Annotated in this window: 28 protein-coding genes and 1 other RNA gene; 16 read left to right on the plus strand and 13 right to left on the minus strand. The window is 67.7% G+C overall.

Annotation, left to right across the window (positions count from 1 at the left end; translation table 11 throughout):
- Positions 1-78: 78 nt before the first annotated feature.
- From queF to ABE522_RS01435, 3 genes are all read right to left on the minus strand, one after another.
- Positions 79-897 (minus strand): NADPH-dependent 7-cyano-7-deazaguanine reductase QueF, encoded by an 819-nt coding sequence (gene queF, locus ABE522_RS01425; RefSeq protein ID WP_346590059.1) that lies wholly within the window; start codon positions 895-897, stop codon positions 79-81.
- A gap of 522 nt (positions 898-1,419) precedes the next feature.
- On the minus strand, positions 1,420-2,742 hold the full coding sequence (locus ABE522_RS01430) for an aminopeptidase P N-terminal domain-containing protein (RefSeq protein WP_346590108.1): 1,323 nt from the start codon (positions 2,740-2,742) through the stop codon (positions 1,420-1,422).
- A gap of 20 nt (positions 2,743-2,762) precedes the next feature.
- Positions 2,763-3,311, minus strand: a complete 549-nt coding sequence (locus ABE522_RS01435) for a UPF0149 family protein (protein ID WP_346590061.1) — start codon at positions 3,309-3,311, stop codon at positions 2,763-2,765.
- Between the two features lie 140 nt (positions 3,312-3,451).
- Here ABE522_RS01435 and ABE522_RS01440 point away from each other — a divergent pair, with 140 nt between their 5' ends.
- The 8 genes from ABE522_RS01440 (at position 3,452) to ABE522_RS01475 (ending at position 7,492) form a co-directional block, all read left to right on the plus strand.
- The gene (locus ABE522_RS01440; protein WP_346590062.1) at positions 3,452-3,673 is read left to right on the plus strand and encodes a TIGR02449 family protein; all 222 of its coding nucleotides are present in this window, start codon (positions 3,452-3,454) and stop codon (positions 3,671-3,673) included.
- A complete protein-coding gene (locus tag ABE522_RS01445; RefSeq protein WP_042612974.1) occupies positions 3,670-3,963 on the plus strand; it encodes a cell division protein ZapA in 294 nt (97 codons plus the stop codon). The genes ABE522_RS01440 and ABE522_RS01445 overlap by 4 nt, the downstream gene beginning before the upstream one ends.
- A gap of 80 nt (positions 3,964-4,043) precedes the next feature.
- Positions 4,044-4,229, plus strand: a non-coding RNA gene (ssrS, locus tag ABE522_RS01450) — 6S RNA.
- Positions 4,230-4,323: 94 nt separating this feature from the next.
- Positions 4,324-4,911, plus strand: coding sequence for a 5-formyltetrahydrofolate cyclo-ligase (locus tag ABE522_RS01455; protein WP_346590109.1), 588 nt, complete (start codon positions 4,324-4,326; stop codon positions 4,909-4,911).
- Positions 4,908-5,387, plus strand: coding sequence for an EVE domain-containing protein (locus ABE522_RS01460; RefSeq protein ID WP_346590063.1), 480 nt, complete (start codon positions 4,908-4,910; stop codon positions 5,385-5,387). The genes ABE522_RS01455 and ABE522_RS01460 overlap by 4 nt, the downstream gene beginning before the upstream one ends.
- Before the next feature lie 21 nt (positions 5,388-5,408).
- Positions 5,409-6,056: a ribose-5-phosphate isomerase RpiA gene (rpiA, locus tag ABE522_RS01465; RefSeq protein ID WP_346590064.1), complete on the plus strand. Its 648-nt coding sequence runs from the start codon at positions 5,409-5,411 to the stop codon at positions 6,054-6,056.
- Positions 6,057-6,111: 55 nt separating this feature from the next.
- Entirely contained in the window at positions 6,112-6,558 is a 447-nt protein-coding gene (locus ABE522_RS01470) for a DUF192 domain-containing protein (RefSeq protein ID WP_042612971.1), read from the plus strand.
- 88 nt (positions 6,559-6,646) lie between these two features.
- A complete protein-coding gene (locus ABE522_RS01475) occupies positions 6,647-7,492 on the plus strand; it encodes a SirB1 family protein (RefSeq protein ID WP_346590066.1) in 846 nt (281 codons plus the stop codon).
- Positions 7,493-7,515: 23 nt separating this feature from the next.
- On the opposite strand, the gene ABE522_RS01480 is transcribed toward ABE522_RS01475, so the two are convergent.
- A complete protein-coding gene (locus ABE522_RS01480) occupies positions 7,516-7,755 on the minus strand; it encodes a rubredoxin (protein ID WP_346590111.1) in 240 nt (79 codons plus the stop codon).
- A 34-nt stretch (positions 7,756-7,789) separates the two neighbouring features.
- On the opposite strand from ABE522_RS01480, the gene thiE reads away from it, so the two are divergent.
- Together thiE and hemL are read left to right on the plus strand one after the other, a co-directional pair.
- Positions 7,790-8,425, plus strand: coding sequence for a thiamine phosphate synthase (gene thiE, locus ABE522_RS01485; RefSeq protein WP_346590067.1), 636 nt, complete (start codon positions 7,790-7,792; stop codon positions 8,423-8,425).
- Positions 8,422-9,702, plus strand: coding sequence for a glutamate-1-semialdehyde 2,1-aminomutase (hemL, locus tag ABE522_RS01490; RefSeq protein ID WP_346590068.1), 1,281 nt, complete (start codon positions 8,422-8,424; stop codon positions 9,700-9,702). The genes thiE and hemL overlap by 4 nt, the downstream gene beginning before the upstream one ends.
- Here the strand turns inward: hemL and azu are convergent.
- Positions 9,699-10,148: an azurin gene (azu, locus tag ABE522_RS01495; protein ID WP_346590069.1), complete on the minus strand. Its 450-nt coding sequence runs from the start codon at positions 10,146-10,148 to the stop codon at positions 9,699-9,701. The genes hemL and azu overlap by 4 nt on opposite strands.
- A gap of 107 nt (positions 10,149-10,255) precedes the next feature.
- Between azu and ABE522_RS01500 the strand changes: the two genes are divergently transcribed.
- On the plus strand, positions 10,256-10,873 hold the full coding sequence (locus tag ABE522_RS01500; protein ID WP_346590070.1) for an HAD-IA family hydrolase: 618 nt from the start codon (positions 10,256-10,258) through the stop codon (positions 10,871-10,873).
- A gap of 31 nt (positions 10,874-10,904) precedes the next feature.
- Here ABE522_RS01500 and ABE522_RS01505 read toward each other — a convergent pair whose 3' ends face one another.
- Positions 10,905-12,131 (minus strand): acetylornithine transaminase, encoded by a 1,227-nt coding sequence (locus ABE522_RS01505; RefSeq protein WP_346590071.1) that lies wholly within the window; start codon positions 12,129-12,131, stop codon positions 10,905-10,907.
- A gap of 65 nt (positions 12,132-12,196) precedes the next feature.
- On the opposite strand from ABE522_RS01505, the gene ABE522_RS01510 reads away from it, so the two are divergent.
- Positions 12,197-13,069: an ion transporter gene (locus ABE522_RS01510; RefSeq protein ID WP_346590073.1), complete on the plus strand. Its 873-nt coding sequence runs from the start codon at positions 12,197-12,199 to the stop codon at positions 13,067-13,069.
- A 6-nt stretch (positions 13,070-13,075) separates the two neighbouring features.
- On the opposite strand, the gene ABE522_RS01515 is transcribed toward ABE522_RS01510, so the two are convergent.
- From ABE522_RS01515 to ABE522_RS01525, 3 genes are all read right to left on the minus strand, one after another.
- A complete protein-coding gene (locus ABE522_RS01515; protein ID WP_346590074.1) occupies positions 13,076-14,014 on the minus strand; it encodes a YiiG family protein in 939 nt (312 codons plus the stop codon).
- A gap of 71 nt (positions 14,015-14,085) precedes the next feature.
- Positions 14,086-14,904, minus strand: coding sequence for an SDR family oxidoreductase (locus ABE522_RS01520; protein WP_245625345.1), 819 nt, complete (start codon positions 14,902-14,904; stop codon positions 14,086-14,088).
- Positions 14,905-14,980: 76 nt separating this feature from the next.
- Positions 14,981-15,643: a serine/threonine-protein kinase gene (locus ABE522_RS01525; protein WP_346590075.1), complete on the minus strand. Its 663-nt coding sequence runs from the start codon at positions 15,641-15,643 to the stop codon at positions 14,981-14,983.
- 97 nt (positions 15,644-15,740) lie between these two features.
- On the opposite strand from ABE522_RS01525, the gene ABE522_RS01530 reads away from it, so the two are divergent.
- On the plus strand, positions 15,741-17,732 hold the full coding sequence (locus tag ABE522_RS01530; RefSeq protein ID WP_346590077.1) for a bifunctional DedA family/phosphatase PAP2 family protein: 1,992 nt from the start codon (positions 15,741-15,743) through the stop codon (positions 17,730-17,732).
- 11 nt (positions 17,733-17,743) lie between these two features.
- Here the strand turns inward: ABE522_RS01530 and ABE522_RS01535 are convergent, their stop codons facing one another.
- From ABE522_RS01535 to ABE522_RS01545, 3 genes are all read right to left on the minus strand, one after another.
- Positions 17,744-18,322, minus strand: coding sequence for an LON peptidase substrate-binding domain-containing protein (locus ABE522_RS01535; RefSeq protein WP_346590078.1), 579 nt, complete (start codon positions 18,320-18,322; stop codon positions 17,744-17,746).
- Positions 18,319-19,683, minus strand: a complete 1,365-nt coding sequence (gene mpl / locus ABE522_RS01540) for a UDP-N-acetylmuramate:L-alanyl-gamma-D-glutamyl-meso-diaminopimelate ligase (protein ID WP_406846279.1) — start codon at positions 19,681-19,683, stop codon at positions 18,319-18,321. The genes ABE522_RS01535 and mpl overlap by 4 nt, the downstream gene beginning before the upstream one ends.
- Positions 19,684-19,998: 315 nt before the next feature.
- On the minus strand, positions 19,999-20,568 hold the full coding sequence (locus ABE522_RS01545; RefSeq protein WP_346590080.1) for an adenylate kinase: 570 nt from the start codon (positions 20,566-20,568) through the stop codon (positions 19,999-20,001).
- A 135-nt stretch (positions 20,569-20,703) separates the two neighbouring features.
- Between ABE522_RS01545 and ABE522_RS01550 the strand changes: the two genes are divergently transcribed.
- Entirely contained in the window at positions 20,704-21,960 is a 1,257-nt protein-coding gene (locus ABE522_RS01550; protein WP_346590082.1) for a 6-phosphofructokinase, read from the plus strand.
- Positions 21,961-22,002: 42 nt separating this feature from the next.
- Here the strand turns inward: ABE522_RS01550 and ABE522_RS01555 are convergent, their stop codons facing one another.
- Positions 22,003-22,506 (minus strand): hypothetical protein, encoded by a 504-nt coding sequence (locus ABE522_RS01555; RefSeq protein WP_406846280.1) that lies wholly within the window; start codon positions 22,504-22,506, stop codon positions 22,003-22,005.
- A 242-nt stretch (positions 22,507-22,748) separates the two neighbouring features.
- Between ABE522_RS01555 and ABE522_RS01560 the strand changes: the two genes are divergently transcribed.
- Entirely contained in the window at positions 22,749-24,776 is a 2,028-nt protein-coding gene (locus tag ABE522_RS01560) for a sodium-translocating pyrophosphatase (protein ID WP_346590084.1), read from the plus strand.
- A 99-nt stretch (positions 24,777-24,875) separates the two neighbouring features.
- Complete coding sequence (locus ABE522_RS01565) at positions 24,876-25,133, plus strand: DUF2789 domain-containing protein (protein WP_346590086.1); 258 nt, start codon at positions 24,876-24,878, stop codon at positions 25,131-25,133.
- Positions 25,134-25,135: the final 2 nt, after the last annotated feature.

The raw sequence follows: 25,135 nt of genomic DNA on the forward strand, positions 1-25,135 counted from the left end.
CTGCGTGACTACGTGGCAGGCACGTTCTCACACAGGTTGTTAAATGGGGATGGTTTTCATGTGAAGCCGAAGCCGGATTTACTGTCGCAGTTCACGGTCCATGCTTGCGGGTGCAACGATTCCCGGGCTGGCGCGCCACGGATTGATGTCCAGCCCACCGCGGCGGGTATACCGCGCCTCCACTTCCAGCACGTCCGGTGCACAGCGCTGGCTGACCTCGTTGAAGATGCGTTCGACGCACTGTTCGTGGAATTCGGCATGTTCGCGGTAGCTGACCAGGTAGCGCAGCAAGCCGACGCGATCGATGCGTGCGCCGCGGTAGCGCACGCTGACCGTGGCCCAGTCGGGCTGGCCGGTGACCGGACAGTTGGATTTCAGCAGCGCCGACACCAAGGTCTCTTCGACCTTCTCCGCCGGGTCGGCCGAAAGAAAGTCCGCCTGCGGCGGGCCATAGCAGTCGATGTCGACGTCCAGCCCGTCGATCGATTCGCCACGCGGGGTATCGCGCAGGGCAGGCAGTCCGAATGTCACCTGCACCGCTGCACCGGCACAGGCGGAGAGATCGCTGGCGATCGTGCCGCGCAGGGCCTCGGCATCGACGAAGCGGGCACTGTTGAGCGAATTGAGGTACAGCTTGAAGGACTTCGATTCCACCAGGTTCGGGGAGGTGCAGGGCACTTGCACGGTCGCCACGGCGACGCAGGGCTTGCCCCGGTTGTCCAGCCAGCCCAGTTCGAAAGCATGCCAGCGGTCATGCCCGACGAACGGCAGGGCGCTGTCGTCCAGCCCGATTTCGGCCCGCGCGGCGGCGCGAGGAATGGGAAACAGCAGGCCGGGGTCGTACTGCGACGGGTAACTGACCTCGCGACCGAGGCTGGAATCCTGGGGGGTGTTCATGGCGCTCATTGTAAATGAGCGGGTCGAACGGGTGAGACCCCCTCGCGGGTGGCTGTTGTTTGAAGCCACAGCGCTGAGTGGGCCGGGCGGGGAGGCTATGCGGGGCACGCGCAAGTACGTCCATGTAGCTCTTCGCGGCTCCTGCCGCTCAAGGCCCCGCATAGCCTCCCCACCCGACCCATGACAGGTTCCGGGCCGCCAGCCGCGTAAGAAAGAAGAAGAAAAGCGGTAGCGCCGAGCCATGCTCGGCGAGCGCAGCGGGCCGTTGGCGGAAACAGTCCGCCGACCATGGGTCGGCGCTACCGAAGGTTCCATGGCTGCCGTGGACCTGTCGAAGGTGGGGCGAGGTGGCTGTGCAGGACCGTCTTTTCGCATGGATGCGAAAAGCGAGCCCCCATGGATGGGTTCACGGCGTGTCCTGCACAGCCGCCCCGCCCCGCCAACACCCAGCCCTGCAGCTCTTGACGTTGCTGTTGCCGTCGCTTGAAGAGCAGGTGCCGGGCGCAGGCCCGGCAAACCCACTCACCCCTGCATGAACGCTTCGATTTCGTCGGCGCTGCGCGCCAGGCCCTCGGTCAGCACCCGATGCCCATCGGCGGTGATCAACACGTCATCCTCGGTGCGGATGCCGATGCCGCGCCAGCGCGCCTCCACGCTGGTGTCGTCGGCACCGACATACAGCCCCGGCTCGATGGTGAACACCATGCCCGGCTCCAGCAGCCGTGACTCGCCCGCCAGGCGGTAATCGCCCACGTCGTGCACGTCCATTCCGATCCAGTGCCCGGTCTTGTGCCGGTAGAAGCGCTTGTACTGCTCCTGGGCGATGTTGTCCTCCACGCTGCCCTTGAGCAGCCCCAGCCGCAGCAGCCCCTCGGTCAGCACCTGCACTGCGGCCAGGTGGCCCGCTTCATACGCCACCCCGGGCCGTGCCTGCGCCAGTGCGGCCGCCTGTGCGGCGCCGACCAGATCGTGCAGCGCGCGTTGTTCGGCAGTGAAGCGACCGTTGACCGGGAAGGTGCGGGTGATGTCACTGGCATAGCCACGGTACTCCGCGCCGGCATCGATCAGCACCAGCTCACCATCGCGCGTGCGCGCGTTGTTGTCACGGTAATGCAGGATGCAGCCATTGCGCCCGGCGCCGACGATGCTCGAATACGCCGGGCACGCATCGTGGGCGCGGAACACCCGCTCCAGCTCGGCCTGCAGCTCATACTCCTGGATGCCCGCGCGCGCGGCCCGCATCGCCGCGCGGTGTGCCTGCACGCTGATCTGCGCGGCCTGTTCCATCAGCGCGATTTCCGCGCCGGACTTGAACAGGCGCTGCTCGTGCAGCAGGTGGCCCAGCTCCAGGAATTCATGCGGGGGCTGCGCGCCATGGCGCACCTGCGAACGGACGCGGTTGACCCAGCCGATCAGCTTCAGGTCGAAGTCGGCATCGCGCCCGAAGTGGTAATACACCCGCGAGCGCCCTTCCAGCATCCCCGGCAGGATGTCGTCCAGGTCCTCGATGGGATACGCATCGTCCATGCCGAAATCCGCCACCGCGCCCTCCTGGCCGGCACGGCTGCCATCCCAGGCTTCACGCTCGGCATCGCGCTCGCGGCAGAACAGGATGACCTCGCCGTGCCGGCGCCCGGGAATCAGCACCAGCACCGCTTCCGGTTCCGGGAACCCGCAGAGGTACTGGAAATCCGAATCCTGGCGGTACGGGTAATGCGTATCCAGGCTGCGCACTTTCTCCGAGGCGGCCGGCAGCACCAGGATCGCCTCATCGCCGGCCATCTCCATCAACTGGCGTCGGCGCCGCTTGTACTCGGCCGCGCCGATCCCGGTGCGCTGGCGCAGGTCCATGCGATCGCCCGCCATCAGTTGAGGCGCTGGCGGTGGCGCGCGGCCATCACGCAGTCACCGTGCAGCAGCAGCACGGCAATGCGGATGAATTCCTCGATCTCGGCCAGCGCTTCGTCGTCATCCTCGCCATCGCTGTCGAAGTCTTCGCTGGAGGCCTGGGCCAGCTTGGCCAGGTCGTTCAGGGCCTCCTCGCCCTCCTCGGACAGCGCCGGGCGCTTGTGCCCGGAGCCCAGCCCGAAGCCGCCCAGGAACGCCCGTGCCCAGGTGAACAGGGCATCCACCTGCGGCTCGGTCTGGGTGCTGTCGCTGAGCAGCAGCTCGAAGCCGAAATCACGGTCTTCCAGCTGCTTGATGGTCACTTCCAGCAACTGCGCCAGCGTGCTGCCCTCGGCCACCGGCTGCAGCGCATCGTCGGCCAGCACCCGGGCCGGCCAGTCATTGCCCGGCGCGCCGCCGGCCGCCAGCCAGCCGCACAGGCCACCGTGCAGCTCGGCCGGGGTGGCGCCCAGCCCGAGCGCCTCGCTGGCACGGGAAACGTCGTCGATGGAAGGAAGTTCGGTCATCTGCAGGCTCGTTTGTAATGGGGGCGACCCACGCATTGCTGCCGGTGTCGCCGATGGGCTAGTTTAGAACGTGGCGCGCCGCCCCGCAGCCCGCGCCGCTGACGCTTGACCGTCATCAACGGCCCTGAGACTCTTGCGCCATGGACCATCCCAGCCCGCTCGACCAGTTGCAGGCCTTCGCCGCCCGGGTGGAGGCGCTGCTTGAGCGCAACCAGCGGCTGGCCGAGGAGAACCGCAGCCTGCGCCACCAGCAGGAACAGCTGGTCAGCGAACGCTCCACCCTGCTGGCCAAGAACGAACAGGCCCGCTCGCGCGTGGAAGCGATGATCACCCGGCTCAAATCCCTGGAGCAGCACACATGAGCGGTGCCGAACCGGTAAACGTCCGCCTGCTTGATCGCGATTACACGGTCGGGGTCACCGCCGAGGAACGCGACAGCCTGGTGGCCGCCTCGCGCCTTCTGGACGCGAAGATGCGCGAAATCCGCGGCAGCAACCGCATGGCCGCCGTCGACCGCGTCGCCGTGCTGGCGGCATTGAACCTGGCCCACGAGCTGCAGCAGCTGCGTGATGAAAACGCCCGCCAGGCCGTCGCCCTGCAGCAGACGTTGGCCGACATGAACCGTCGCCTGGACCGCGCGATCGACGTCTGACACCGTGGAGTCTGAATTGGCACGCACTGTTGCCGACGAACGGACTCCCCCTGCGCGGCGAGCTGGTTATACTGTTCCTGCGTTCTCTGCGGTACACGACGGCATGTGCAAACATTCGCCTTGTCCCTTAAGAACGACACCGGGAGCGCGACGGCGCCGGGAGTGCATGTCCGCCTTGCAGCGGGAAGCCCGATGGTTCCCCAGCGTTCCCACTTGAGCCCCTGGGTTCAAGGTCGTTTCGCATGCATCGTCATCGCGGAGAATGCAATATTCGACAAGGGCGGCGTCTTCGGATGTCGCCTTTGTTTTTTCCGGTCGGCGGCGCGGCACAATAGCGCCATGCCTTCCTCGCCCCCCTCGATACCCGACCCCCGCAACGCGCTGCGCGCCGAACTCAGGCAGCGTCGCCGCGACCTGCCCGCTGCGACCCGGATCGACGCCGCCGACCGCCTCGCTGCACGCCTGCTGGCGCTGCCGTTCGCCCCGCAACGCGGGCATGTGGCCGGTTACTGGGCGATGGATGGCGAAATCGCCCTGCATCGCTGGCAGCTGAGCTTGCCCGACGCGGTCAGCTACTGCCTGCCGGTCCTGCACCAGGACGTGCTTCGCTTCGCGCCCTGGCGTCCGGGACAGGCACTGCGGCAGAACCGTTTCGGCATTCCCGAACCCGACCTGGACCCTGCCGATACGCTGGATGCCGGCGCGATGGACCTGGTGGTCACCCCGCTGGTCGGCTTCGACGCACAGGGCGGCCGGCTGGGCATGGGAGGGGGCTGGTATGATCGCAGCTTCGCCTTCCGGCACGACCGCCCTGCTCCGCCGTGGCTGGTCGGCGCGGCATTTGCCGTGCAGCAGGTCGATGCGTTGCCGGTCGCGTCCTGGGACGTGGCGGTGGACGCCATCTGCACCGAAGCAGACACCCTTTTCGCCTCGCACGTGACCGCATGACCGCCCGCAAGCGCTACTGGCTGATGAAGTCCGAACCGGACGCCTTTTCCATCGACGACCTGCAACGCGTCGGCACCGAACCCTGGAACGGCGTCCGCAATTACCAGGCGCGCAACTTCATGCGCGACGGGATGCACGTCGGCGACGGCATCCTGTTCTACCACTCCAACACCAAGGTGCCTGGCATCGTCGGCATCGCCACGGTGGCCAGTCCCGCCTATCCCGATGACACCCAGTTCGATCCGCAATCGGACTACCACGACCCCAGGGCCACCCGCGAAGAGCCGCGCTGGATGCTGGTGGACGTGGGCTTCGAGCGCAAGCTGGAGCGCGTCATCGCGCTGGATGAAATCAAGCTGCACGCCGATGCGCTGGGCGAGGGTTTCCCGCTCACCGCCAAGGGCAACCGTCTTTCCGTGTTCCCGGTGACTGCGGCGCAGTGGAAGCTGCTGCTGTCACTGGAACGCAAATCCTGATCCTCCATCGAGACCGCCCGCATGTCCGAAGCCAAGCGCCTGGCCGCTGAAAAAGCCATCGAATACGTCGAAGACGGCATGATCGTCGGGGTCGGCACCGGCTCCACGGTCGCCTACTTCATCGATGCGCTGGGCCGCATCCAGCACCGCATCAAGGGCGCGGTGTCCAGTTCCGAACAGAGCACCGCGCGCCTGAAGCAGCTCGGCATCGACGTGCTGGAGCTCAACCACACCGGCACGCTGTCGCTGTATGTCGATGGCGCCGACGAGTGTGATCCCGGCAAGTGCCTGATCAAGGGCGGCGGCGCTGCGCTGACCCGCGAGAAGATCATCGCCGAGGCCAGCGGGCGCTTCATCTGCATCGTGGACCCGTCCAAGCAGGTGCCGGTGCTGGGGCGGTTCCCGCTGCCGGTGGAAGTGATCCCGATGGCACGCAGCCTGGTCGCCCGCCAGATCCGCGACATGACCGGCGGCCAGCCGACCTGGCGCGAAGGCGTGGTGACCGACAACGGCAACCAGATCCTGGACATCCACCACCTGCAGATCACCGATCCGGAAAAGCTCGAGCGCGAGCTCAACCAGCTGCCCGGCGTGGTCTGCGTGGGGCTGTTCGCGCGCCGCCGCGCCGACGTGGTGATCGTCGGCGGCGAACCGCCGGTGGTGCTCTGATCCCTGCCATGCAGCATACGCCCGCCTGACCGTTTGCCCTATCAAGGAAAACCCCATGTCGATCCGTTCCCTGCTCCTGCTGCCGCTGCTCGCGCTGGCCGGCTGCGCCACCGGTGCGTCCCAGCACTGGGTGGAGCTCGATGGCGCCCGCTACAAGGTGGAACTTGCGCAGAACGATGAAACCCGCGCGCGCGGACTGATGTTCCGCGACAGCCTGCCCGAAGACCACGGCATGCTCTTCATCCACGACCGCGAGGAACCCCTCGCCTATTGGATGAAGAACACCCGGATCGGCCTGGACATCCTCTACTTCGACAGTGCACGCAGGCTGGTCAGCCAGCAGCGCGATGTGCCGCCGTGCTCGGCAGGCGACCGTTGCCCGCCGTATCCCAGCAGTGGGCCGGCACGCTACGTGCTGGAGCTCAACGCCGGCCAGGCGGAGAAGATCAAGTTGAAGGACGGCACCGAACTGAAGCTCGGCCCGGGCATCCCGCCGCTCTGACCGCAAGGACCAGGATGCCGGTCGTCGGCCGGCATTCTTTCACCTGCTGCAGCTTGAAACCTTGCGGCATTGCCGCCAGTCTGTAGGCATGCAGGAGCGCATCACATTGCCCGACTGGGACACCCTGGCCGAACTCGACGACGAGTCGCTGCCACTGCTGCCCACTGCGTTGCTGATCGCGCGCGACGAATATCCCGCATTGGACCCGACGGTGTATGACGCGACGGTGCAGGCCCATGTCGACCACCTGCGCGCGGAAGTCGAGATCATCCCGTCGCCGCCGCTGAAGATGGCCGCGATCAACCGCCATCTGTTCGATGAGCTGGGTTACAGCGGCGACCACGACGAATACTACGATCCGCGCAACAGCTACCTCAACGAAGTCTTCGAACGCCGCCTGGGCAATCCGATCTCGTTGGCCCTGGTGCAGATGGAGGTCGCGCGGCGGTTGGGCATCGCGCTGGACGGGGTGTCCTTCCCCGGCCACTTCCTGGTGCGCCTGCCGATGGAAGAAGGAATGCTGGTGATGGACCCGTTCAACGGCGGCCGGCCGCTGGGCGTGGAAGAACTGCGCGAGCGCGCAAGCTCGCACCTGGGTGGCCAGCGACCGGACGACCAGGTGCTGGCGCAGATCCTCGACGCGGCGCCCAGCCGCGCGATCCTGATGCGCATGCTGCGCAACCTGCAGGGCGTCTATGCGGAAAACCACCAGTGGGACCGTGCGGCGCGCAGTGCCGACCGCCTGCTGAAACTGGCGCCGGAAAACGACGATGCGCTGCGCGATCGCGGCCTGGCCTACCTGAAGCTGGAGTACCTGGCCGGTGCGCGTCGCGACCTGGGGCGCTACGTGCAGCGCAATCCCGATGCGGGCGACGCGCAGGCCCTGCGCGAGAAACTGGTGGACCTGGGCGGGCCGCGCACGCGGCTGCATTGAGCCGCGCCGCGGCGGCGCGCGCCTCAGTCCAGCTCGACCATCTCGAAGTCATCCTTGGTCACACCGCAATCCGGGCAGGTCCAGGTTGCGGGGACATCTTCCCAGGACGTGCCCGGTGCGATGCCCTCCTCTGGCAGCCCGTCCGCTTCGTGGTACAGGAATCCGCAGACCACGCACATCCAGGTGCGGAACCGGGCCCGGGGGGTGTCGCTCATCGGATGTTCCCCTTCAAAATGACGTCCTTCTATGCACTTCCCGGCCATTGTCCCATCGTGGCCACACAACCGGTAGCCATCCATGTCCCCAGCACCTGCCACGCCTCGCGGCGTGTACCTGATCACGCCCGACGAAGCCGACACCGCGCGCCTGCTGGCCGGCGTCGCGCCCCTGCTCGCCGCCGGCACCACGTGGCTGCAGTACCGCAACAAGACCGCCACCGCGGCCCTGCGCCACGAGCAGGCGACCGCGCTGCAGGCGCTGTGCGAACGTCACGGCGTGCCGCTGCTGATCAATGACGACGCAGCGCTGGCCCACGCGGTCGGCGCGGCCGGCGTGCATATCGGTGAAGACGATGGCGGCGTTGCGGCGGCCCGTGCGCTGCTGGGGCCTTCGGCACTGATCGGCGCGTCCTGCTATGACGAACAGGTGCTGGCGCAGCAGGCGGTCGCCGCGGGCGCCAGCTACGTGGCCTTCGGTGCCTTCTTCCCCAGCCGCAGCAAGGCGACCACCCGCCGCGCCACGCCGGAGCTGCTGCGGCAAAGCGCCGCACTGGGCGTGCCGCGGGTGGCGATCGGCGGGCTGACGCCGGACAATGTCGGTCCCGTCATCGCCGCCGGTGCAGACCTGGTGGCAGTGATCAGCAGCGTGTTCGAGGCCGCCGACCCGGTCTCCGCCCTGCATGCCTATCTCGCCTGCTTCAAGGATCCCGCATGAACCACGACCAGTCCCACGCCCTGTTCACCCGCGCCCAGGCGCTGCTGCCCGGTGGCGTCAATTCGCCGGTGCGCGCGTTCAAGTCGGTGGGTGGCGAGCCGTTCTTCGTCGAACGCGCCGATGGTGCCTACCTGCACGACGTGGATGGCAACCGTTACATCGACTACGTTGGGTCGTGGGGTCCGATGATCGTCGGCCACAACCATCCGGCCGTGCGCCAGGCCGTCAAGAAGGCCGCTGACAGTGGCCTGTCCTTCGGCGCGCCGTGCGCGGCGGAAGTCACCATGGCCGAGACGCTGACCCGGCTGGTGCCGTCCTGCGAGATGGTGCGGATGGTCAACTCCGGTACCGAAGCCACGCTGTCGGCGATCCGCCTGGCACGCGGTGCCACCGGCCGCAGCCGCATCGTCAAGTTCGAAGGCTGCTACCACGGCCATGGCGACTCCTTCCTGGTGAAGGCGGGCAGCGGCATGCTGACCCTCGGCGTGCCGACCTCACCGGGCGTGCCGGCCGGCCTGAGCGAACTGACCCTGACCCTGCCCTACAATGATTTCGATGCCGCCACCGCGCTGTTCGAAGCACAGGGCGAGCAGATCGCCGGCCTGATCATCGAACCGGTGGTCGGCAATGCCAACTGCATCCCGCCGCGCGAGGGCTACCTGCAGCACCTGCGCGCGCTGTGCACGCGCTTCGGCACCGTGCTGATCTTCGATGAAGTGATGACCGGGTTCCGGGTTGCGCTGGGCGGGGCACAGGCGCATTACGGCGTCACCCCGGACCTGACCACCTTCGGCAAGATCATCGGCGGCGGCATGCCGGTGGGCGCCTACGGCGGCAAGCGCGAGCTGATGCAGCAGATCTCACCGGCCGGCCCGATCTACCAGGCCGGCACCCTGAGCGGCAATCCGGTGGCGATGGCCGCCGGCCTGGCGATGCTGGAACTGGTGCAGCAGCCGGGCTTCCACGCGCAGTTGTCGGCGCGCGCCGCGCGCCTGTGCGAGGGCCTGGAACAGGCCGCCGCCGAGGCTGGCGTGAGCGTCACCACGACCCAGGTCGGCGGCATGTTCGGCCTGTTCTTCACCGACCAGAAGGTGGAGACCTATGCCCAGGCCACCGCCTGTGACATTCCGGCTTTCAACCGATTCTTCCACGCGATGCTGGAACAGGGCGTGTTCCTGGCCCCTTCGGCCTATGAGGCCGGCTTCCTGTCCAGCGCACACGACGATGCCGTGATCGACGCCACCCTCGCCGCCGCCCGCGTCGCGTTCAAGGCCTAGCCGAACACCAGCTTGCCTTTCATCATCGCGAAGTGGCCGGGGAACGAGCAGAAGAAGGTGTAGTCCCCGCCCTTCTGCAGGGCGCGGGTGGAGAACCGCACGCTGGTGCTCTGCCCGCCACCGATCACCCTGGTATGCGCCAGCACGCGTGCATCGCCCTTGGGCAGGTAGCTGTCGGCGAGCGTGCCGCGCATGCCGGCCATCGCCACCGGCTGGTAATCGGCGGTGCGCGTCAGCACCCAGTTGTGGCCCATCGCGGTGGCCGCCATGCGGCCGGTGTGGCGCAATGTCAGCGACACTTCGGTGCAGTCGGCGGCGAGCTTGATCTCGCGCGCACTGAAGGTCATCTGGTCGGTGCTGTCGATGTTCACCGCGCAGACGCGCGCCATCGCCGACGGTGCCAACAGCAGCGCGCCCAGCCCTGCCCCCCATGCCCATTGCTTCATCACTGGCTGCTCCCGATTGTTGGTGTGCTCCATTGTAGGAAAGCGGGGCAGCGCGCAGCTGCGACCGGCTGTCGCAGCCGTGCCGGCATATCGGGCATGCTTCGGTCATGAAGCCGGGAATCGAACTGTTGCTGCTGGACGTGGATGGCGTGCTGCTGGACTACCAGCGCAGCGTGCGTGTGCGGCATCTCGCCCACGGCCTGTGCGTGGACAGCGCACGGGTGCAGCAGGTGCTGTTCGAAACTGGCCTGGAAACGCGCTACGACAGCGGCGTGGCCGATACCGCGGCTTACCTGCGTGCGTTGAGCGAGGGCCTGCAGGCCGAAGTCAGCGAGACGCTGTGGATCCAGGCACGGCTGGCGGCATCGCGGCCGCGCGCCGACGTGCTGCAGCGGATCGTCGCCGTCCCCGCTTCCGTGCGCATCGGCGTGCTGACCAACAACGGCCCGCTGATGGCCGAGGTGCTTCGCGCCCTGCTGCCGACGCTGTGCCAGCGCGTGGGTGACGGCCTGCTGTGCAGCGGCGCGCTCGGTGGGCGCAAACCTGATCCGGCGCTGTACCAACGCGCGCTGCAGCGACTGCAGGCCACGCCATCGCGCACGCTGTTCATCGATGACCTGTTCACCAACGTGCGCGGTGCGCGGCAGGCGGGCCTGCAGGCCGAAACCGTGCGCGATGGGCGCAGCGTGGGCCGCGTGCTGAAGCGCCACGGCCTGCTGCAGTGACGACCGGCGGTCGTCACTCCGCCCACAGCGCTCAGCGCGCGGCGATGTAGCTGGCCACGGCCGCGCGCAGGCGCTTGAGGCCTTCGGCGATTTCCTCGTCGGTGATGTTCAGCGACGGCACGAAACGCAGCACGTCCGGACCGGCCTGCAGGGTCAGCAGGCCGTGTTCGGCGGCGTGGTCCAGGATCACGCCAGCCTGGCCCAGGTGGTCCTGGGACAGCACCGCACCGAGCATCAGCCCGCGTCCACGCACCTGCCCGAACACGCCGAACTCGGCGTTGATGCGCTCGAAGCCCTCGCGCAGCGCGCGCGACTGGCGGTCGACGTTGGCGGCGATTTCATCGGAAGCCAGCTTGCGCAGCGCGACCCGTGCCACCGCAGCGGCCAGCGGATTGCCGCCGAAAGTGGTGCCATGGGCCCCGAACTGCATGGTCTCGGCGACCTTCGGGCCGGCCAGCATCGCACCGATCGGGAAGCCGCCGCCGAGCGCCTTGGCCAGGGTCACCATGTCCGGCACCACGCCATCCTGCCAGTGCGCGAACAGGGTACCGGTGCGGCCCATGCCGGCCTGGATCTCATCCAGCACCAGCAGCGCACCGTGCTGGTCGCACAGTTCACGCACGCGCTTGAGGAAGCCCGGTTTGGCCGGCATCACCCCGCCCTCGCCCTGCACCGGCTCCAGCATCACCGCGGCCACGTCACCGGCGGCCATCGCGGTTTCCAGTTGCACTTCATCGTTGAAATCCACGTAGCGGAAGCCCTGCGGCAGCGGCTCGTAGCCTTCCTGGTACTTCGGCTGGGCCGTGGCGGTCACTGCCGCCAGGGTGCGACCGTGGAAGCTGCCGCGGAAGGTGACGATGACCCGCCGATCCGCCGGGCGCCCCTGCGATGAAGCCCACTTGCGCACCATCTTGATCGCCACTTCGTTGGCTTCGGCACCGGAGTTGCACAGGAACACGCGCTCTGCGAAACGGCTGGCCTTGACCAGTTCCTCGGCCAGGCGCAGCGGCGGGGCGCTGTAGAACACATTGCTGGTGTGCCACAGCTTGCCGGCCTGTTCCAGCAGCGCCGCGGTCAGGTCCGGATCGTTGTGGCCCAGGCCGCACACGGCGATCCCCGCGGCCAGGTCGATGTACTCGCGGCCCTGCGAATCCCAGACGCGCGCGCCCTGCCCGCGTTCGAGCACGACCTGGCGCGGCTTGTACACCGGCAGGTAGTAGTGCGACAGGGAGATCAGGGGATCGGTGGCGGCGGTCATGGCGGTCCGGCGAGCTTCGGGAAGCGCCCATTCTCGCCCTGCAGCCGGTGCGGCACAATGCGCCCATGCGCCCTTTCTCCGCTCCACAGCTCAATCCCGCCAGCGCCACCGGATGGCGCCGGTACTGGTTCGACATCATCTACCGCCACGACACCCGGCCGTCGCGCAACTTCGACCTGCTGCTGGTGCTGGCGATCACCGCCAGCGTCATCGTGGTGATGGTCGACAGCGTGCAGCACCTGCACCTGCGCTGGGCCGCGGGCCTGTACGTGCTGGAATGGGCGTTCACCGCGATGTTCACGCTGGAGTACCTGCTGCGGCTGGCGGTGGTGAAGCGCCCGCTGCGCTACGCGGTCAGCATCTGGGGAATCATCGACCTGCTGTCGATCCTGCCGACCTACCTGTCGCTGTTCATCCCCGGCGCGCAGAGCCTGCTGGTAGTGCGTGCGCTGCGCATCCTGCGGGTGTTCCGCATCCTCAAGCTGACCCGTTACATCGAAGAAAGCGGCGTGCTGATGCTGGCGCTGTGGCGCAGCCGGCGCAAAGTCCTGGTGTTCCTGTTCACGGTCATCACCATCACCATCATCGCCGGTGCGCTGATGTACCTGATCGAAGGGCCGCACAACGGCTTCACCAGCATCCCCAGCAGCATGTACTGGGCGGTGGTGACCATGGCCACGGTCGGCTTCGGCGACATCGTGCCGCAGACCATGCTCGGCCGCTTCGTCACCTCCATCCTGATCCTGATCGGCTACAGCATCATCGCGGTGCCGACCGGCATCTACACCGCCGAACTGGCCAGCACCCTGCGCGAAGCCGAGCACGAAAAGCGCGACGGGCGCGGCTGCCCGCGCTGCGGGCTGGAAGGCCACGAGGCCGACGCACGCTACTGCCGGCAGTGCGCCGAGCCCCTGCCGGAACTGTTCAACCAGGTGTGACCGGCGTCAACGCGCCATGCGGTTGCTCATGTCGACCAGGTCGTTGTAGCTGGCCAGCAGCGCCGGCGCGGTGCCGGAGGGCGGCATGCCACCGCTTTCCAGCAGGATCTGGTCGCTGCGGCTCAACGGCTGGTTGGCCTGCAGGCGTTCGATGCGGCGCCCGCCCTCGCTGGCCAGCTTGTCCGCCGAACGCTCCATGTGGCCCCACATCGGATCGCCCTGGCCGATCTTCGCCTTGGCCGCCTCTTCCAGCACGGCCTGGTAGCGCGCCAGTTGTGCACGGCCGGCGGCGAGGTCCGGCGCGTCGCCGTCCAGCACCTTCACCAGCTGCTTGCCCTCGCCGATGATGCTCAGGTGGTAGAACGCCGCACTGCGCCCTTCTTCCTTCTCGATCGCCGCGATCTGTTCTTTCCGGCGCTGGTCTTCGTTCGCTTCCAGCGCGGCATCCATCGCATCACCGGCGTCGAAGAACGCCGAATAGGCCTGCATCAGCGGCGCGTGCCGCTGGCGCATGCCCTCCCCGCCATCGCGCTTGTAATCCTCGCGATCGTAGTAACGCACGGCATCGCCGATCTTCTCGTTGAGCGCGGTGAAGGTTTCCTGGTAACGGCGCGCGGCCGGATCCAGCGCCGCGTTGGCCGGCTGCTCCGCCAGGGCGGCGGTCATCGGCGCAGCGCAGGATTCGACGCGGTGGGACAGCACCGTGCCCGGCGCACGCACGGTTTCTTCCTTGCCGGTGGGGCCGGCCGCCGGATCGGCGATCCACGAAACGTAGCGCTGGAAGCTCTCCTGGATCGGCTGCTGCACACCGTTGAAGCAGGCGATGTAGGCGTTGATCTTGTCCGCGCCCTCGACGGCGCTGGCGGTGGACGCGCCCTTCTGGCAGGCGGCCAGGCACAGTGCAACGGACGCGGCCAGGATGGCCGTGCGGAAGGTCGGATGCATGGGGTACTTCCCTGTTGGAAACGATTACAGCCGCGCACCTTAGCAGACGCCGCCGTCAACGCGCCGTCGAATCAGTCCAGGAAAAGATCCGGCAGCAACGGATGCGCGGGATCCACCGCGTAACCGGAAAGATCGGTCACCCCGGCCGCAGCGAGCACTTCGTCATCGAGCAGGAACTGGCCGTGGAAGCCGGCCGCTTCGCGCACCAGCACCGCGTGCGCGGCATCGGCCACGATCTGCGGCGTGCGGCAGCCCTGCACGTCCACGCCCGGGATCATGTTGATCGCATCGGTGGCGATCACCGTGCGCGGCCACAGCGCATTGACCGCCACGCCGCGTGGACCGAACTCCGCCGCCAGCCCCAGCGTGACCAGGCTCATGCCCATCTTGGCCAACGTATAGCCGGTATGCGGCCCCCACCACTTCGGGTCCAGGCTGGGCGGCGGCGCCAGGCTCAGGATGTGCGGGTTGGGCGCCTGCAGCAGGTACGGCAGGCAGGCCTGCGCGCACAGGAAACTGCCACGCGCGTTGACCTGCTGCATCAGGTCGAAGCGCTTCATCGGCGTCTCCAGGGTGCCGCGCAGCCAGATCGCGCTGGCATTGTTGACCAGGATGTCGATGCCGCCGAAGGTGTCCACGGCCGCGGCAACCGCCGCCTGCACCTGGTCTTCCTCGCGGATGTCGCACTTCAGCGCCAGCGCTTGGCCGCCCGCGGCGGTGACCGCTTCGGCGGCACTGTGGATGGTGCCGGGCAGCTTCGGATTGGCCACCGAGGACTTGGCCGCGATGGCCACGTTGGCACCGTCGCGTGCCGCGCGCAGCGCGATCGCCAGCCCGATACCGCGCGATGCGCCGGTGATGAATAGAGTCTTGCCCTGCAGGTTGGACACCACGTTTCTCCTGGTCACCGGCCAACGCCGAGGCTGCATTATGCGCGCGCCCAGGGCGCCCGGCCGCAGTGCCGGCTCAGGGCTTGGGCCCCTGTCCCTCGTTGTCTTCCCAGTGCAGGATGCGCCGGGTGACGAAACGATAGACCGGCTTGCCGGTGGCGAACCACAGCTCACGCACCCACGAGGTGCGCTTGAGCACGCGCTTTTCCACCGGCGTCAGCGATCCGCGGCAGTACATCCGTTTGTGCTTGAGCAGGTGGCGCAGGTCTTCGCGCGCCAGCAGGCGCATCCAGCGCGAGCGCGGGTTGCCGATCACCGCCAGCTGGAAATCGATCAACGCCGGATGCCCTGCTTCGGTCACCAGCCAGTTGGCTTCCTTGGCCAGGTCGTTGTGCGCCACCCCGCGCCGGTGCAGTTCCTGCAGCAGCCGGCGCGCATCATGGAACCAGGCCACGTCGCCGCGTGGTGGACGCTGGTACATCGCATCGCCGGCCATGAAGCTGCGGTCCAGCCAGCGGCCGTCCCATGCCAACAGCTTCGGCACCGCCTGCATGCCATCGATGTGCCGCAGCGCGCGCGCTTCGCGTCGCGCCAACCACCAGGCCGGCATCCGCAGCCACCACGGCGTGGCGCCGAGGTCGCGACGCACGAAGCGGCCTTCGGCCTGCTGCACCAGCAGGATGCGGCCGAAGCTGTCGGACTTGAGCGCGTGCTGCGCGATCGTGCGGTTATCTGCCATGGCCCATTCTAGGCGATCCCTCCAGGCGATCCCCGTTGTCCCGATCAGCCGGCATCAAGCAGGCAACCAGTCACCTGCGCGCCTTTATAATCAGGCGATGGACTCTTCATGGATCGACGCCACCCTTGCCTGGATCGCCGCCAATCCGGTGCTTGCCGGTGCAGCCATCTTCCTCATCGCCTTCTGCGATGCGGTCATCATCCTGGGCGCCATCGTGCCCGCGCTGCCGTTGCTGTTCGCTGTGGGCGTGTTCATCGGCCTGGGCCAGGTCTCCGGCCCGTATGCGGTGGTCTGTGCGGCGCTGGGCGCGTTCGCCGGCGATGGCATCAGTTACTGGATCGGCCGCCGCTGGGGCGATCGGCTGCGCGGCGTGTTCCCGTTCAGCCGTTACCCGCAGCTGCTGGACCGCGGCGAAACGATGTTCCGTCGCAATGCCTTCAAGAGCATCCTGGTCGCCCGTTACGTAGGCGCCATCCGTCCGTTCGTGCCGGCCATCGCCGGCATGATGAAGATGCAGGCCAGCCGTTACGTGCAGGCCAGCGGCATCGCCAGCGTGTCCTGGGCGGTGTTGTTCCTGTTGCCCGGCTGGGTGCTGGGTGGTGCCTACGATGCCGTCGCAGCGGTCGCCGGACGGCTGGTGGTGGTGGTCGGCCTGCTGTGCGTGATCCTGGGGCTGGTGTGGGCCATCGTGCTGTACGGCTATCGCTGGTCGGCCGCCCGCATGGATACCTGGCTGGCCCGGTTGCTGGACTGGTCGCAGCGCCACCCCACGCTGGGCCGCTATTCGGTGTCGGTGTTCGATCCGCAACGGCGCGAGTCGGTGCCGCTGGCGATGCTGGCGCTGATGCTGCTGGTGCTGGGCTGGTGCTGGTTCGCGCTGTTGATGGTGGTGGTGGCCCATGGCGAACCGCTGAGGATCGACCTGGCCGTGCACCAGGCCATGCTCGCGCTGCGCAACCCGCTGGCCGACCATCCGATGGCCGCGCTGGCCTCGCTGGGCGCCTGGCAGGTACTGCTGCCGGCCACCGCGGTCGGCATGGGGTATCTGCTCTGGCGTCGGCGCTGGATGGCCGCCGCACACTGGCTGGCGGCACTGGCCTTCGGCCTGGCACTGACCATGCTGCTGGGCGCCACCGTGGACGTGGTGCGCCCGCCGGATGCCAGCAGCGGCTTCGGCTTCCCGTCCGTCTCGGTGACCATGGCGACGATCACCTTCGGCTTCTTCGCCGTGCTGATCGCCCGGGAGCTGCCTGGCCGGACCCGCGTGTGGCCCTACCTGGTGTCCGGTTTCGTGGTCAGCCTGATCGGTTTTTCGCGCATCTACCTCGGCGCGCACTGGCTGAGCGATGTGATCGGCGGCATGCTGTTCGGCCTGTTCTGGCTGCTGGTGCTGGGCATCGCCTACCGTCGCCGCTTCAACCGTTCGTTCTGGGTCAAGCCGGTCGCTTGGCTGTTCTACGGCACATTCCTGGTGGCGGCCGTGTGGTACGCACCGCGCAACATCCCGGTCAAGCTGGAACGCTTCGAACCGCACCAGGCCGCCCCGTTGCCGCTGCAGGCCGATCGCTGGTGGCAGCAGGACTGGCAGACCATGCCCGCGCGTCGCAATGAATTCGATGATGACCAGCGCTGGCCGCTGGACGTGCAGGTGGCCGGCCCGCTGGCCCCGTTGCAGGCGCGGCTGGAATCAGAAGGCTGGAGGATGCAGCCGCAGGCCGGATGGGAACAGGCCTTGTTGATGCTCGACCAGGACACCGGCCCGGAAGCGCTGCCGGTGCTGCCGGCCACGCTGGATACCCAGGTGGAAAGCCTGCTGATGGTGCGCGATGGCGAGCGGCCGGACGAGCGCCACGTGCTGCGCCTGTGGCCGGCGACCAGGGTGCTGCAGCCCGGCGACGTGCCGCTGTGGCTGGGCAGTGCGCAGACGCTGCGCTTCACCCGCCACTTCGAGTGGATCGGCATGTGGCATCCGCTGCGCGGGATCGACCCGGCGATGGCGGCGGTCAAGGCATCGGTGGATGGCCTGCCGATGCAGGAAGGCGTGCATCCCGGATCGGGCCTGCCGGTGCTGCGCCTGCGCACCGAATAACGCGTCGGCCGTTACGGGATCCAGCCCAGCAGCAGGTCCAGGCGGGCATGGACATCGTCTAGCTGCAGCAGCTGCAGCCGCTGGGATTCTTCCAGCGGCAGCAGCTGCGCCAGCTGCCAGCCTACCCAGGATGCCTGGTCGAGCAATGCCGGCGTAGCCGGTGCGTAGTCCTCACCGGCCTGTTCGATGATGTGCTGCAGCAGGGTCGACAGCAGCGCGTGCTGCGGCCGAAGTTCGTCGTCGGTATCCGGCGCGCACCAGCGCACCTCGGCCACCACCAGCCCGTTGTCGCGCACGCGGGTCTGCTCCACGTGGAAGCGCCGCGCACCGCGCAGCCGCAGCTGCAGCACGCCATCGCTGCCCATGTCGAAGTCGTCGACCCGGGCTTCCACGCCGAAGGCCGCGGGCACCGCAGGCGCGCCCACTTCGTCGCCCTGCAGGATCAGGCACAGCCCGAATCCACCGCCGTCGCGGCTCGAATCACGCAGCATGTCCAGGTAGCGCCGCTCGAACACGCGCAGGCCGATGCTCGCACCCGGCAACAGCACCGCATGCAACGGAAACAACGGCAGCGTGGCGACCGCGCTCACGGCCCCTGCAGCTGCGCCAGGAAGCGGCGCGGCGCGGCATCGAAGCCGCCATTGGACATGAACACCACGTGGTCACCGGCTTCGGCGAGCGCGTCCAACCGGCCCAGCAACGCATCGGTATCGGCCACCGCCAGCGCCTGGCCGCGCACGGCGTCCATCACCGCGCCAGCATCCCATTCCAGCCCGGGCCGGTGCAGGAACACCACCGCATCGGCCAACGCCAGCGAAGGCGCCAGGGCTTCGGCGTGTGCGCCCAGCCGCATCGAATTGCTGCGTGGTTCCATCGCCACCACGATGCGCGCATCGCCCACCTTGGCACGCAGGCCTTCCAGCGTGGTGGCGATGGCGGTGGGGTGATGGGCGAAGTCGTCGTACACGGTGATGCCGCCGGCCTGGCCGATCACTTCCAGCCGCCGTTTGACGCTGTGGAAGCGTGACAGCGCCGGCAGCACGTCGGCCAGCACCACGCCCACGGCGTGTGCGGCGGCCAGCGCAGCCAAGCCATTGAGCACGTTGTGGCGGCCCAGCAACGCCCAATGGACCTCGCCCACCCGCTGCCCGCGATGATGCACGACGAACGCGCTGCCGTCGGCGCGCAGCAGTTCGGCGTGCCATTCCAGCGTCGCATCGAAGCCGAAGCGCTCCACCGGGGTCCAGCAGCCCATCGCCAGCACCTCGGCCAGGCGCGCGTCCTCGCCGTTGACGATCAGCCGGCCGCGCGCCGGTACGGTGCGCACCAGGTGATGGAACTGGCGCTGGATCGCCGCCACGTCCGGGAAGATGTCGGCGTGGTCGTATTCGAGGTTGTTGAGGATCGCCACCAGCGGCCGGTAGTGCACGAACTTGCTGCGCTTGTCGAAGAAGGCGGTGTCGTACTCGTCGGCCTCGACCACGAACTCGCGGCCCTGCCCCACCCGTGCGGACACACCGAAATCTTCGGCGACCCCGCCGATCAGGAAGCCGGGCGCGCGGCCTGCGCTTTCCAGCAGCCAGGCCAGGATGGTGGTGGTGGTGGTCTTGCCGTGCGTGCCGGCCACGGCCAGCGTGTCACGACCGGGCAGCACCCGCTCGCTGAGCCACTGTGCACCGGACACATAGCGCTGGCCGGCGTCGAGCACCGCTTCGACGGCGGGATTGCCGCGCGAGAGGGCATTGCCGATGACCACCTCGGCACTGCCCGGCGGTACGCTGTCGGCACGATACCCCTGGTCCAGCTGGATCCCCAGCGTTTCCAGCTGGGTCGACATCGGCGGATAGATCGCCTGGTCGCTGCCACTGACGGCATGGCCCAGCTCGCGCGCCAGTGCGGCCACGCCGCCCATGAAGGTGCCGGCGATTCCAAGAATATGTACGTTGCTCATGACCCGCATTGTTACCGATCGACCCGGTGGTGGGCCATCCTGACAAGCAGAAGGTCAGATAAGTCCGACAGACAGCTCAGACAAAGCCAAAGACATGTCAGGGAATTCCTGATAGCGGCTGCCTATGAACATAGACACAATTCACAGTGCCAGCCGCAGTTCCCCACCGGTCCTACTCCCCAAGAGGCCATCCCCATGGGAGCTCACGCTGCGGGGCCCTGAGCAAGCCCACCGCTGGCTTTAAAATGACGCAGGCCTGGTCCGAAGGGACCAGGCCTGTGTTTTTTCAGCCGCGAAGCGCAGGCCTCGGCGGCCTCATCCGGCCTTCGGCAGCACGGCGTGGATGCGCGCTTCGACTTCTTCCAGCTCGCCGATGCCATCCAGGCGCGCCAGGGTGCCCCGTTCGGCATAGAAATCCACCACCGGTGCAGTCTGCTCGGTGTAGACCTGCAGGCGATGGCGGACCGAATCCGGATTGTCGTCCGCGCGGCCCTGCTCCTTCGCACGGCCGGCCAGGCGCTCGATCAGCTGGTCGGCATCCACGTCCAGCTGCACCACCGCATCCAGCGGCTGGCCGATCTCGGCGAGCACGCCATCCAGTGCCTTGGCCTGGGCCACATTGCGCGGATAGCCGTCCAGGATGAAGCCCTTGGCCACGTCGTCCTGCGACAGGCGCGAACGCAGCATGCCGAGCAGGATCTCGTCGGACACCAGGTTGCCGGCATCCATCACCGCCTTGGCCTGCTTGCCCAGCTCGGAGCCGGCAGCCACTTCGGCGCGCAGCAGGTCGCCGGTGGAAATGTGGGCGATGCCGAGCTTTTCCTTCAGGCGGGTTGCCTGCGTACCCTTGCCCGAACCGGGCGGCCCCAACAGAACCAATCGCATCTAGCTGACTCCAACGTGTTGAAATTCATGAACGTACGGCGTCCGGACGGACCGGTATCGCTGCACCGCAATACCCGCACTTTACCGCATCCGGGTAATGTCCCTGCAATGTCCCTGCCCCGACACGAGGTTCCGATGCGCCCAGGCACCCTGCTCTACGCCCAGTCAGGCGGCGTCACCGCCGTCATCAATGCCACCGCTTCGGCGGTGATCCAGGAAGCCCGCGCCCGCGGTGTCAAGGTGCTTGCCGCACGCAATGGCATCCTCGGCGCGCTGCGCGAAGACCTTATCGATACCTCGCGCGAACCGATCAGTGCCATCCGGGCGCTGGCCCACACGCCGGGCGGCGCGTTCGGGTCCTGCCGTTACAAGCTCAAATCACTGCAACAGGATGCAGCCCGTTACGACCGGCTGCTGCAGGTGCTGCAGGCCCACGGCGTGCGCTGGTTCCTGTACAACGGCGGCAATGATTCGGCCGACACCGCGTTGAAGGTGTCCGAACTGGCGCGCGAGCGCGGGGTCGAGCTGAGCTGCATCGGCGTACCCAAGACCATCGACAACGACCTGGCCGTGACCGATACCTGCCCCGGCTTCGGCTCGGCGGCCAAGTACACGGCGGTGTCGGTTCGCGAGGCGGCGCTGGACGTGGCCGCCATGGCCGAGACCTCCACCCGCGTGTTCATCTACGAAGCGATGGGCCGTCACGCCGGCTGGCTGGCCGCGGCAGGCGGATTGGCCGGCACGGGACCGGACGAGGCCCCGCAGGTGATCCTGCTGCCGGAACGCGCCTATGACGAAGCGGCCTTCCTGGCCAAGGTGAGCGCGGTGGTCGAACAGGTGGGCTACTGCGTGGTGGTCGCCTCCGAAGGCATCGCCACGGCCGATGGGACCTTCGTCGCCGATGCCGGCGGCAGCAAGGACTCCTTCGGCCATACCCAGCTTGGCGGCGTGGCCGCGCACCTGGCCGCACGCGTCAAGGACCAGCTCGGTCTGAAGGTGCACTGGACCGTGCCTGACTACCTGCAGCGCTCGGCACGCCACATCGCTTCCAGGACCGACTGGGAACAGGCGCAGGCGGTGGGCAAGGCGGCGGTGCGGTTGGCGCTGGCCGGGCACAACGGGGTGATGCCGGTGATCGTGCGCAGCAGCGACAAGCCCTACCGCTGGAAGATCGAATCGGCACCGCTGGCGAAGATCGCCAACCATGAGAAAAAGATGCCGGCCAGCTTCATCCGCAAGGACGGCTTCGGCATCACCGACAAGGCCCGTGCCTACCTGCAGCCGCTGATCAAGGGCGAAGCCCCCCTGCCCTACGGGCCGGACGGGCTGCCGAAGTACGTCACGCTGAAGAATGTCGCGGTCAAGAAAAAGCTGGAGCCGTTCGAAGCCTGACGCGCCAACGGTGGCGCCGGGCAGGGCCCGGCGCTACCCGGTCTACTGGCAGGCCTTGCCTTCCATCTGCAGCTGCGCGGCGAACATCGTCACCTTCGGGATCGTGCCGCTGCTGGCCTGCTTCTTGGCGTCTTCCAGATAGATGCGCGACTGGCCCTGGCCGTCGCGTTCGGTGGTCGGCGCCACCGGCAGCCGCCACACCCGCACCACCGCCTGCTGGGCCGGACACGCCGCCGACGGCACCCGGATCACGTCGTTGAGCTTCCAGCCCTTGGCCTCGCTCGGCTGCGCCTTGGCGTAATCGACGAAGCGCGCCCGCGGCTGGCACTGCTCGCTGGTGCGGACCGGCGCGAAGCGGTAGGGCTGCGCCGCATCGCCGGTGAAGGTACCTTCCAGCCGCGCGCAGGCTTCGGGAATCTGGCGCAGCGTATGCACCGCACCGACCGCCTGGGCCGCGCCCACCGCACGCTGCAGCTCGGGCGTTTCCGCGGCCAGCGCGGGCAGGGCCGGGGCCAGCAGGGCCATCATCAGCAGGGGCACGCGCATTGGTCTTCTCCACGACAGTAATGGCCGCACGGTCGCAGAGCCTGGCTTAACCGCGCGCAAAGGCGCTGGCGCCCGCTGGCCCCGGACCGCATACTGCGGCCACCAGGGAATGCTGAACACCGCCATACGTCGGACGACCATCACGGTCAGTTACGGGTTGGTTCCAAGGCTGCAGCCCGTCGTCCCCCTCGTGGTGAAGTTCACCACCGCTGGATGTTCTTTCATCCACACCGGGAGAGGTCATGCTGGAACGTCACGGGCTGTCACTGGCGCTGCTGTGCGCCGTCATCGCAATCCTGTTCGGAGTCGTCTCGGCGCGCTGGATCCTGCGCCAACCCAGTGGCAACGCACGCATGGCCGAGATCGCCGGCGCGATCCAGGAAGGTGCCCGTGCGTACCTCAACCGCCAGTACCTGACCATCGGCATCGCCGGGGCGGTGCTGTTCGTGCTGGTCGGGATCTTCCTGAGCTGGTACACCGCGATCGGCTTCGCCATCGGCGCGGTGCTGTCCGGTGCCGCCGGCTACATCGGCATGAACGTTTCGGTGCGCGCCAACGTGCGCACCGCCGAAGCGGCGCGGCATGGCATCAGCGCGGCGATGGACGTGGCGTTCCGCGGCGGTGCGATCACCGGCATGCTGGTGGTCGGGCTGGGACTGCTGGGCGTGGCCGGCTACTACGCCATCCTGCTGCGGCTCGGCCTGGACGTGGCGCAGGCCCTGCATGCACTGGTCGGGCTGGCGTTCGGCTCCTCGCTGATCTCGATCTTCGCGCGCCTCGGCGGCGGCATCTTCACCAAGGGCGCGGACGTCGGCGCCGATCTGGTCGGCAAGGTGGAAGCCGGCATTCCGGAGGATGATCCACGCAACCCCGCCGTCATCGCCGACAACGTCGGTGACAACGTCGGCGACTGCGCGGGCATGGCCGCCGACCTGTTCGAAACCTATGCGGTGACGGTGATCGCCACGATGCTGCTGGGCAGCCTGATGATCGCCGAAGCCGGTCGCAACGCGGTGCTGTATCCGCTGGTGCTGGGCGGGGTGTCGATCATCGCCTCGATCATCGGCGCGCTGTTCGTCAAGGTGAAGCCGGGCGGATCGATCATGGGCGCGCTGTACAAGGGGGTGATCGTGTCCGGCGTACTGGCCGCGGTCGCTTTCTATCCAGTCACCACCGCGTTGATGGACGACAATGTATTCGGCCCTTACGCGCTGTACGGCTGCGCCCTGATCGGCCTGGTGCTGACCGGGCTGATCGTGTGGATCACCGAGTACTACACCGGCACCCAGTACAAGCCGGTGCAGCACGTGGCGCAGGCGTCCACCACCGGCCACGGCACCAACATCATCGCCGGGCTGGGGATCTCGATGAAATCCACCGCGCTGCCGGTGATCGCGGTGTGCGTGGCGATCTGGGGCGCACATGCGCTGGCCGGGTTGTACGGCATTGCCATCGCGGCCACCGCGATGCTGTCGATGGCCGGCATGATCGTCGCGCTGGATGCCTACGGCCCGATCACCGACAACGCCGGCGGCATCGCCGAAATGGCCGATCTTCCGCCTGAAATCCGCGCCATCACCGATCCGCTGGATGCCGTCGGCAACACCACCAAGGCGGTCACCAAGGGCTATGCGATCGGCTCGGCGGCGCTGGCCGCGCTGGTGCTGTTCGCCGATTACACGCACAACCTGCAGGCGGCCAATCCGGGCATCGAGTTCCGCTTCGACCTGTCCGACCATGAGGTGATCATCGGCCTGCTGATCGGCGGGTTGATTCCCTACCTGTTCGGTGCGATGGCGATGGAAGCGGTAGGCCGCGCGGCAGGCGCGGTGGTGGAAGAAGTGCGCCGCCAGTTCCGCGAAATCCCCGGCATCATGCAGGGCACCGGCAAACCGCAGTACGACCGCGCAGTGGACATGCTGACCCGTTCGGCGATCCGCGAAATGATCGTTCCCTCGCTGCTGCCGGTCGCCGTGCCGGTGGTGGTCGGCCTGCTGCTGGGACCGCGCGCGCTGGGCGGGTTGTTGATCGGCACCATCGTCACCGGCCTGTTCGTGGCCATCTCGATGACCACCGGCGGCGGCGCCTGGGACAACGCCAAGAAGTACATCGAGGATGGCAATTTCGGCGGCAAGGGCAGCGAAGCGCACAAGGCCGCGGTGACCGGCGATACCGTGGGCGACCCCTACAAGGACACCGCAGGACCGGCGATCAATCCGCTGATCAAGATCATCAACATCGTGGCACTGCTGCTGGTGCCGCTGCTCTGACGACGGCGGGCGCGATGGGATGGGCACATCCATCACATCGCGCCCGTGCGTGGTCCCGGCATAATGCCGGCGACCTTTCACAGCAGATGCCGCGCCACGATGATCACCACAGAACCGAACATGACCAACCTGTTCCTGCAGCTCGGCCTGGATGCCGGTGAAGCGGACATTGCCGGCTTCATCCTGCAGCACCAGCTGCCTGCGGAGATCAAGGTCACCGCCGCTTCGTTCTGGAGCGAAGGACAGCGTCATTTCCTCGCCGAATCGCTGAAGTCGGACAACGACTGGGCGATCGTGGTCGATGAGTTGAACGAAGCGCTGCACAGCGATGCCACCGTGCAGGCGAATCCGGCCTGAGC

Source organism: Stenotrophomonas lacuserhaii (assembly GCF_039674585.1).
Lineage (GTDB): Bacteria > Pseudomonadota > Gammaproteobacteria > Xanthomonadales > Xanthomonadaceae > Stenotrophomonas > Stenotrophomonas pennii_A.

What these genes read in the sequence shown, in the direction of transcription:
- queF (WP_346590059.1), bottom strand. Translation starts at nt 897, where the DNA reads ATGAACACCCCCCAGGATTCCAGCCTCGGTCGCGAGGTCAGTTACCCG.
- ABE522_RS01435 (WP_346590061.1), bottom strand. Translation starts at nt 3,311, where the DNA reads ATGACCGAACTTCCTTCCATCGACGACGTTTCCCGTGCCAGCGAGGCG.
- ABE522_RS01440 (WP_346590062.1), top strand. Translation starts at nt 3,452, where the DNA reads ATGGACCATCCCAGCCCGCTCGACCAGTTGCAGGCCTTCGCCGCCCGG.
- ABE522_RS01445 (WP_042612974.1), top strand. Translation starts at nt 3,670, where the DNA reads ATGAGCGGTGCCGAACCGGTAAACGTCCGCCTGCTTGATCGCGATTAC.
- ABE522_RS01460 (WP_346590063.1), top strand. Translation starts at nt 4,908, where the DNA reads ATGACCGCCCGCAAGCGCTACTGGCTGATGAAGTCCGAACCGGACGCC.
- rpiA (WP_346590064.1), top strand. Translation starts at nt 5,409, where the DNA reads ATGTCCGAAGCCAAGCGCCTGGCCGCTGAAAAAGCCATCGAATACGTC.
- ABE522_RS01470 (WP_042612971.1), top strand. Translation starts at nt 6,112, where the DNA reads ATGTCGATCCGTTCCCTGCTCCTGCTGCCGCTGCTCGCGCTGGCCGGC.
- ABE522_RS01475 (WP_346590066.1), top strand. Translation starts at nt 6,647, where the DNA reads ATGCAGGAGCGCATCACATTGCCCGACTGGGACACCCTGGCCGAACTC.
- ABE522_RS01480 (WP_346590111.1), bottom strand. Translation starts at nt 7,755, where the DNA reads ATGGCCGGGAAGTGCATAGAAGGACGTCATTTTGAAGGGGAACATCCG.
- thiE (WP_346590067.1), top strand. Translation starts at nt 7,790, where the DNA reads ATGTCCCCAGCACCTGCCACGCCTCGCGGCGTGTACCTGATCACGCCC.
- hemL (WP_346590068.1), top strand. Translation starts at nt 8,422, where the DNA reads ATGAACCACGACCAGTCCCACGCCCTGTTCACCCGCGCCCAGGCGCTG.
- azu (WP_346590069.1), bottom strand. Translation starts at nt 10,148, where the DNA reads ATGAAGCAATGGGCATGGGGGGCAGGGCTGGGCGCGCTGCTGTTGGCA.
- ABE522_RS01500 (WP_346590070.1), top strand. Translation starts at nt 10,256, where the DNA reads ATGAAGCCGGGAATCGAACTGTTGCTGCTGGACGTGGATGGCGTGCTG.
- ABE522_RS01505 (WP_346590071.1), bottom strand. Translation starts at nt 12,131, where the DNA reads ATGACCGCCGCCACCGATCCCCTGATCTCCCTGTCGCACTACTACCTG.
- ABE522_RS01510 (WP_346590073.1), top strand. Translation starts at nt 12,197, where the DNA reads ATGCGCCCTTTCTCCGCTCCACAGCTCAATCCCGCCAGCGCCACCGGA.
- ABE522_RS01515 (WP_346590074.1), bottom strand. Translation starts at nt 14,014, where the DNA reads ATGCATCCGACCTTCCGCACGGCCATCCTGGCCGCGTCCGTTGCACTG.
- ABE522_RS01525 (WP_346590075.1), bottom strand. Translation starts at nt 15,643, where the DNA reads ATGGCAGATAACCGCACGATCGCGCAGCACGCGCTCAAGTCCGACAGC.
- ABE522_RS01530 (WP_346590077.1), top strand. Translation starts at nt 15,741, where the DNA reads ATGGACTCTTCATGGATCGACGCCACCCTTGCCTGGATCGCCGCCAAT.
- mpl (WP_406846279.1), bottom strand. Translation starts at nt 19,683, where the DNA reads ATGAGCAACGTACATATTCTTGGAATCGCCGGCACCTTCATGGGCGGC.
- ABE522_RS01545 (WP_346590080.1), bottom strand. Translation starts at nt 20,568, where the DNA reads ATGCGATTGGTTCTGTTGGGGCCGCCCGGTTCGGGCAAGGGTACGCAG.
- ABE522_RS01550 (WP_346590082.1), top strand. Translation starts at nt 20,704, where the DNA reads ATGCGCCCAGGCACCCTGCTCTACGCCCAGTCAGGCGGCGTCACCGCC.
- ABE522_RS01555 (WP_406846280.1), bottom strand. Translation starts at nt 22,506, where the DNA reads ATGCGCGTGCCCCTGCTGATGATGGCCCTGCTGGCCCCGGCCCTGCCC.
- ABE522_RS01560 (WP_346590084.1), top strand. Translation starts at nt 22,749, where the DNA reads ATGCTGGAACGTCACGGGCTGTCACTGGCGCTGCTGTGCGCCGTCATC.
- ABE522_RS01565 (WP_346590086.1), top strand. Translation starts at nt 24,876, where the DNA reads ATGATCACCACAGAACCGAACATGACCAACCTGTTCCTGCAGCTCGGC.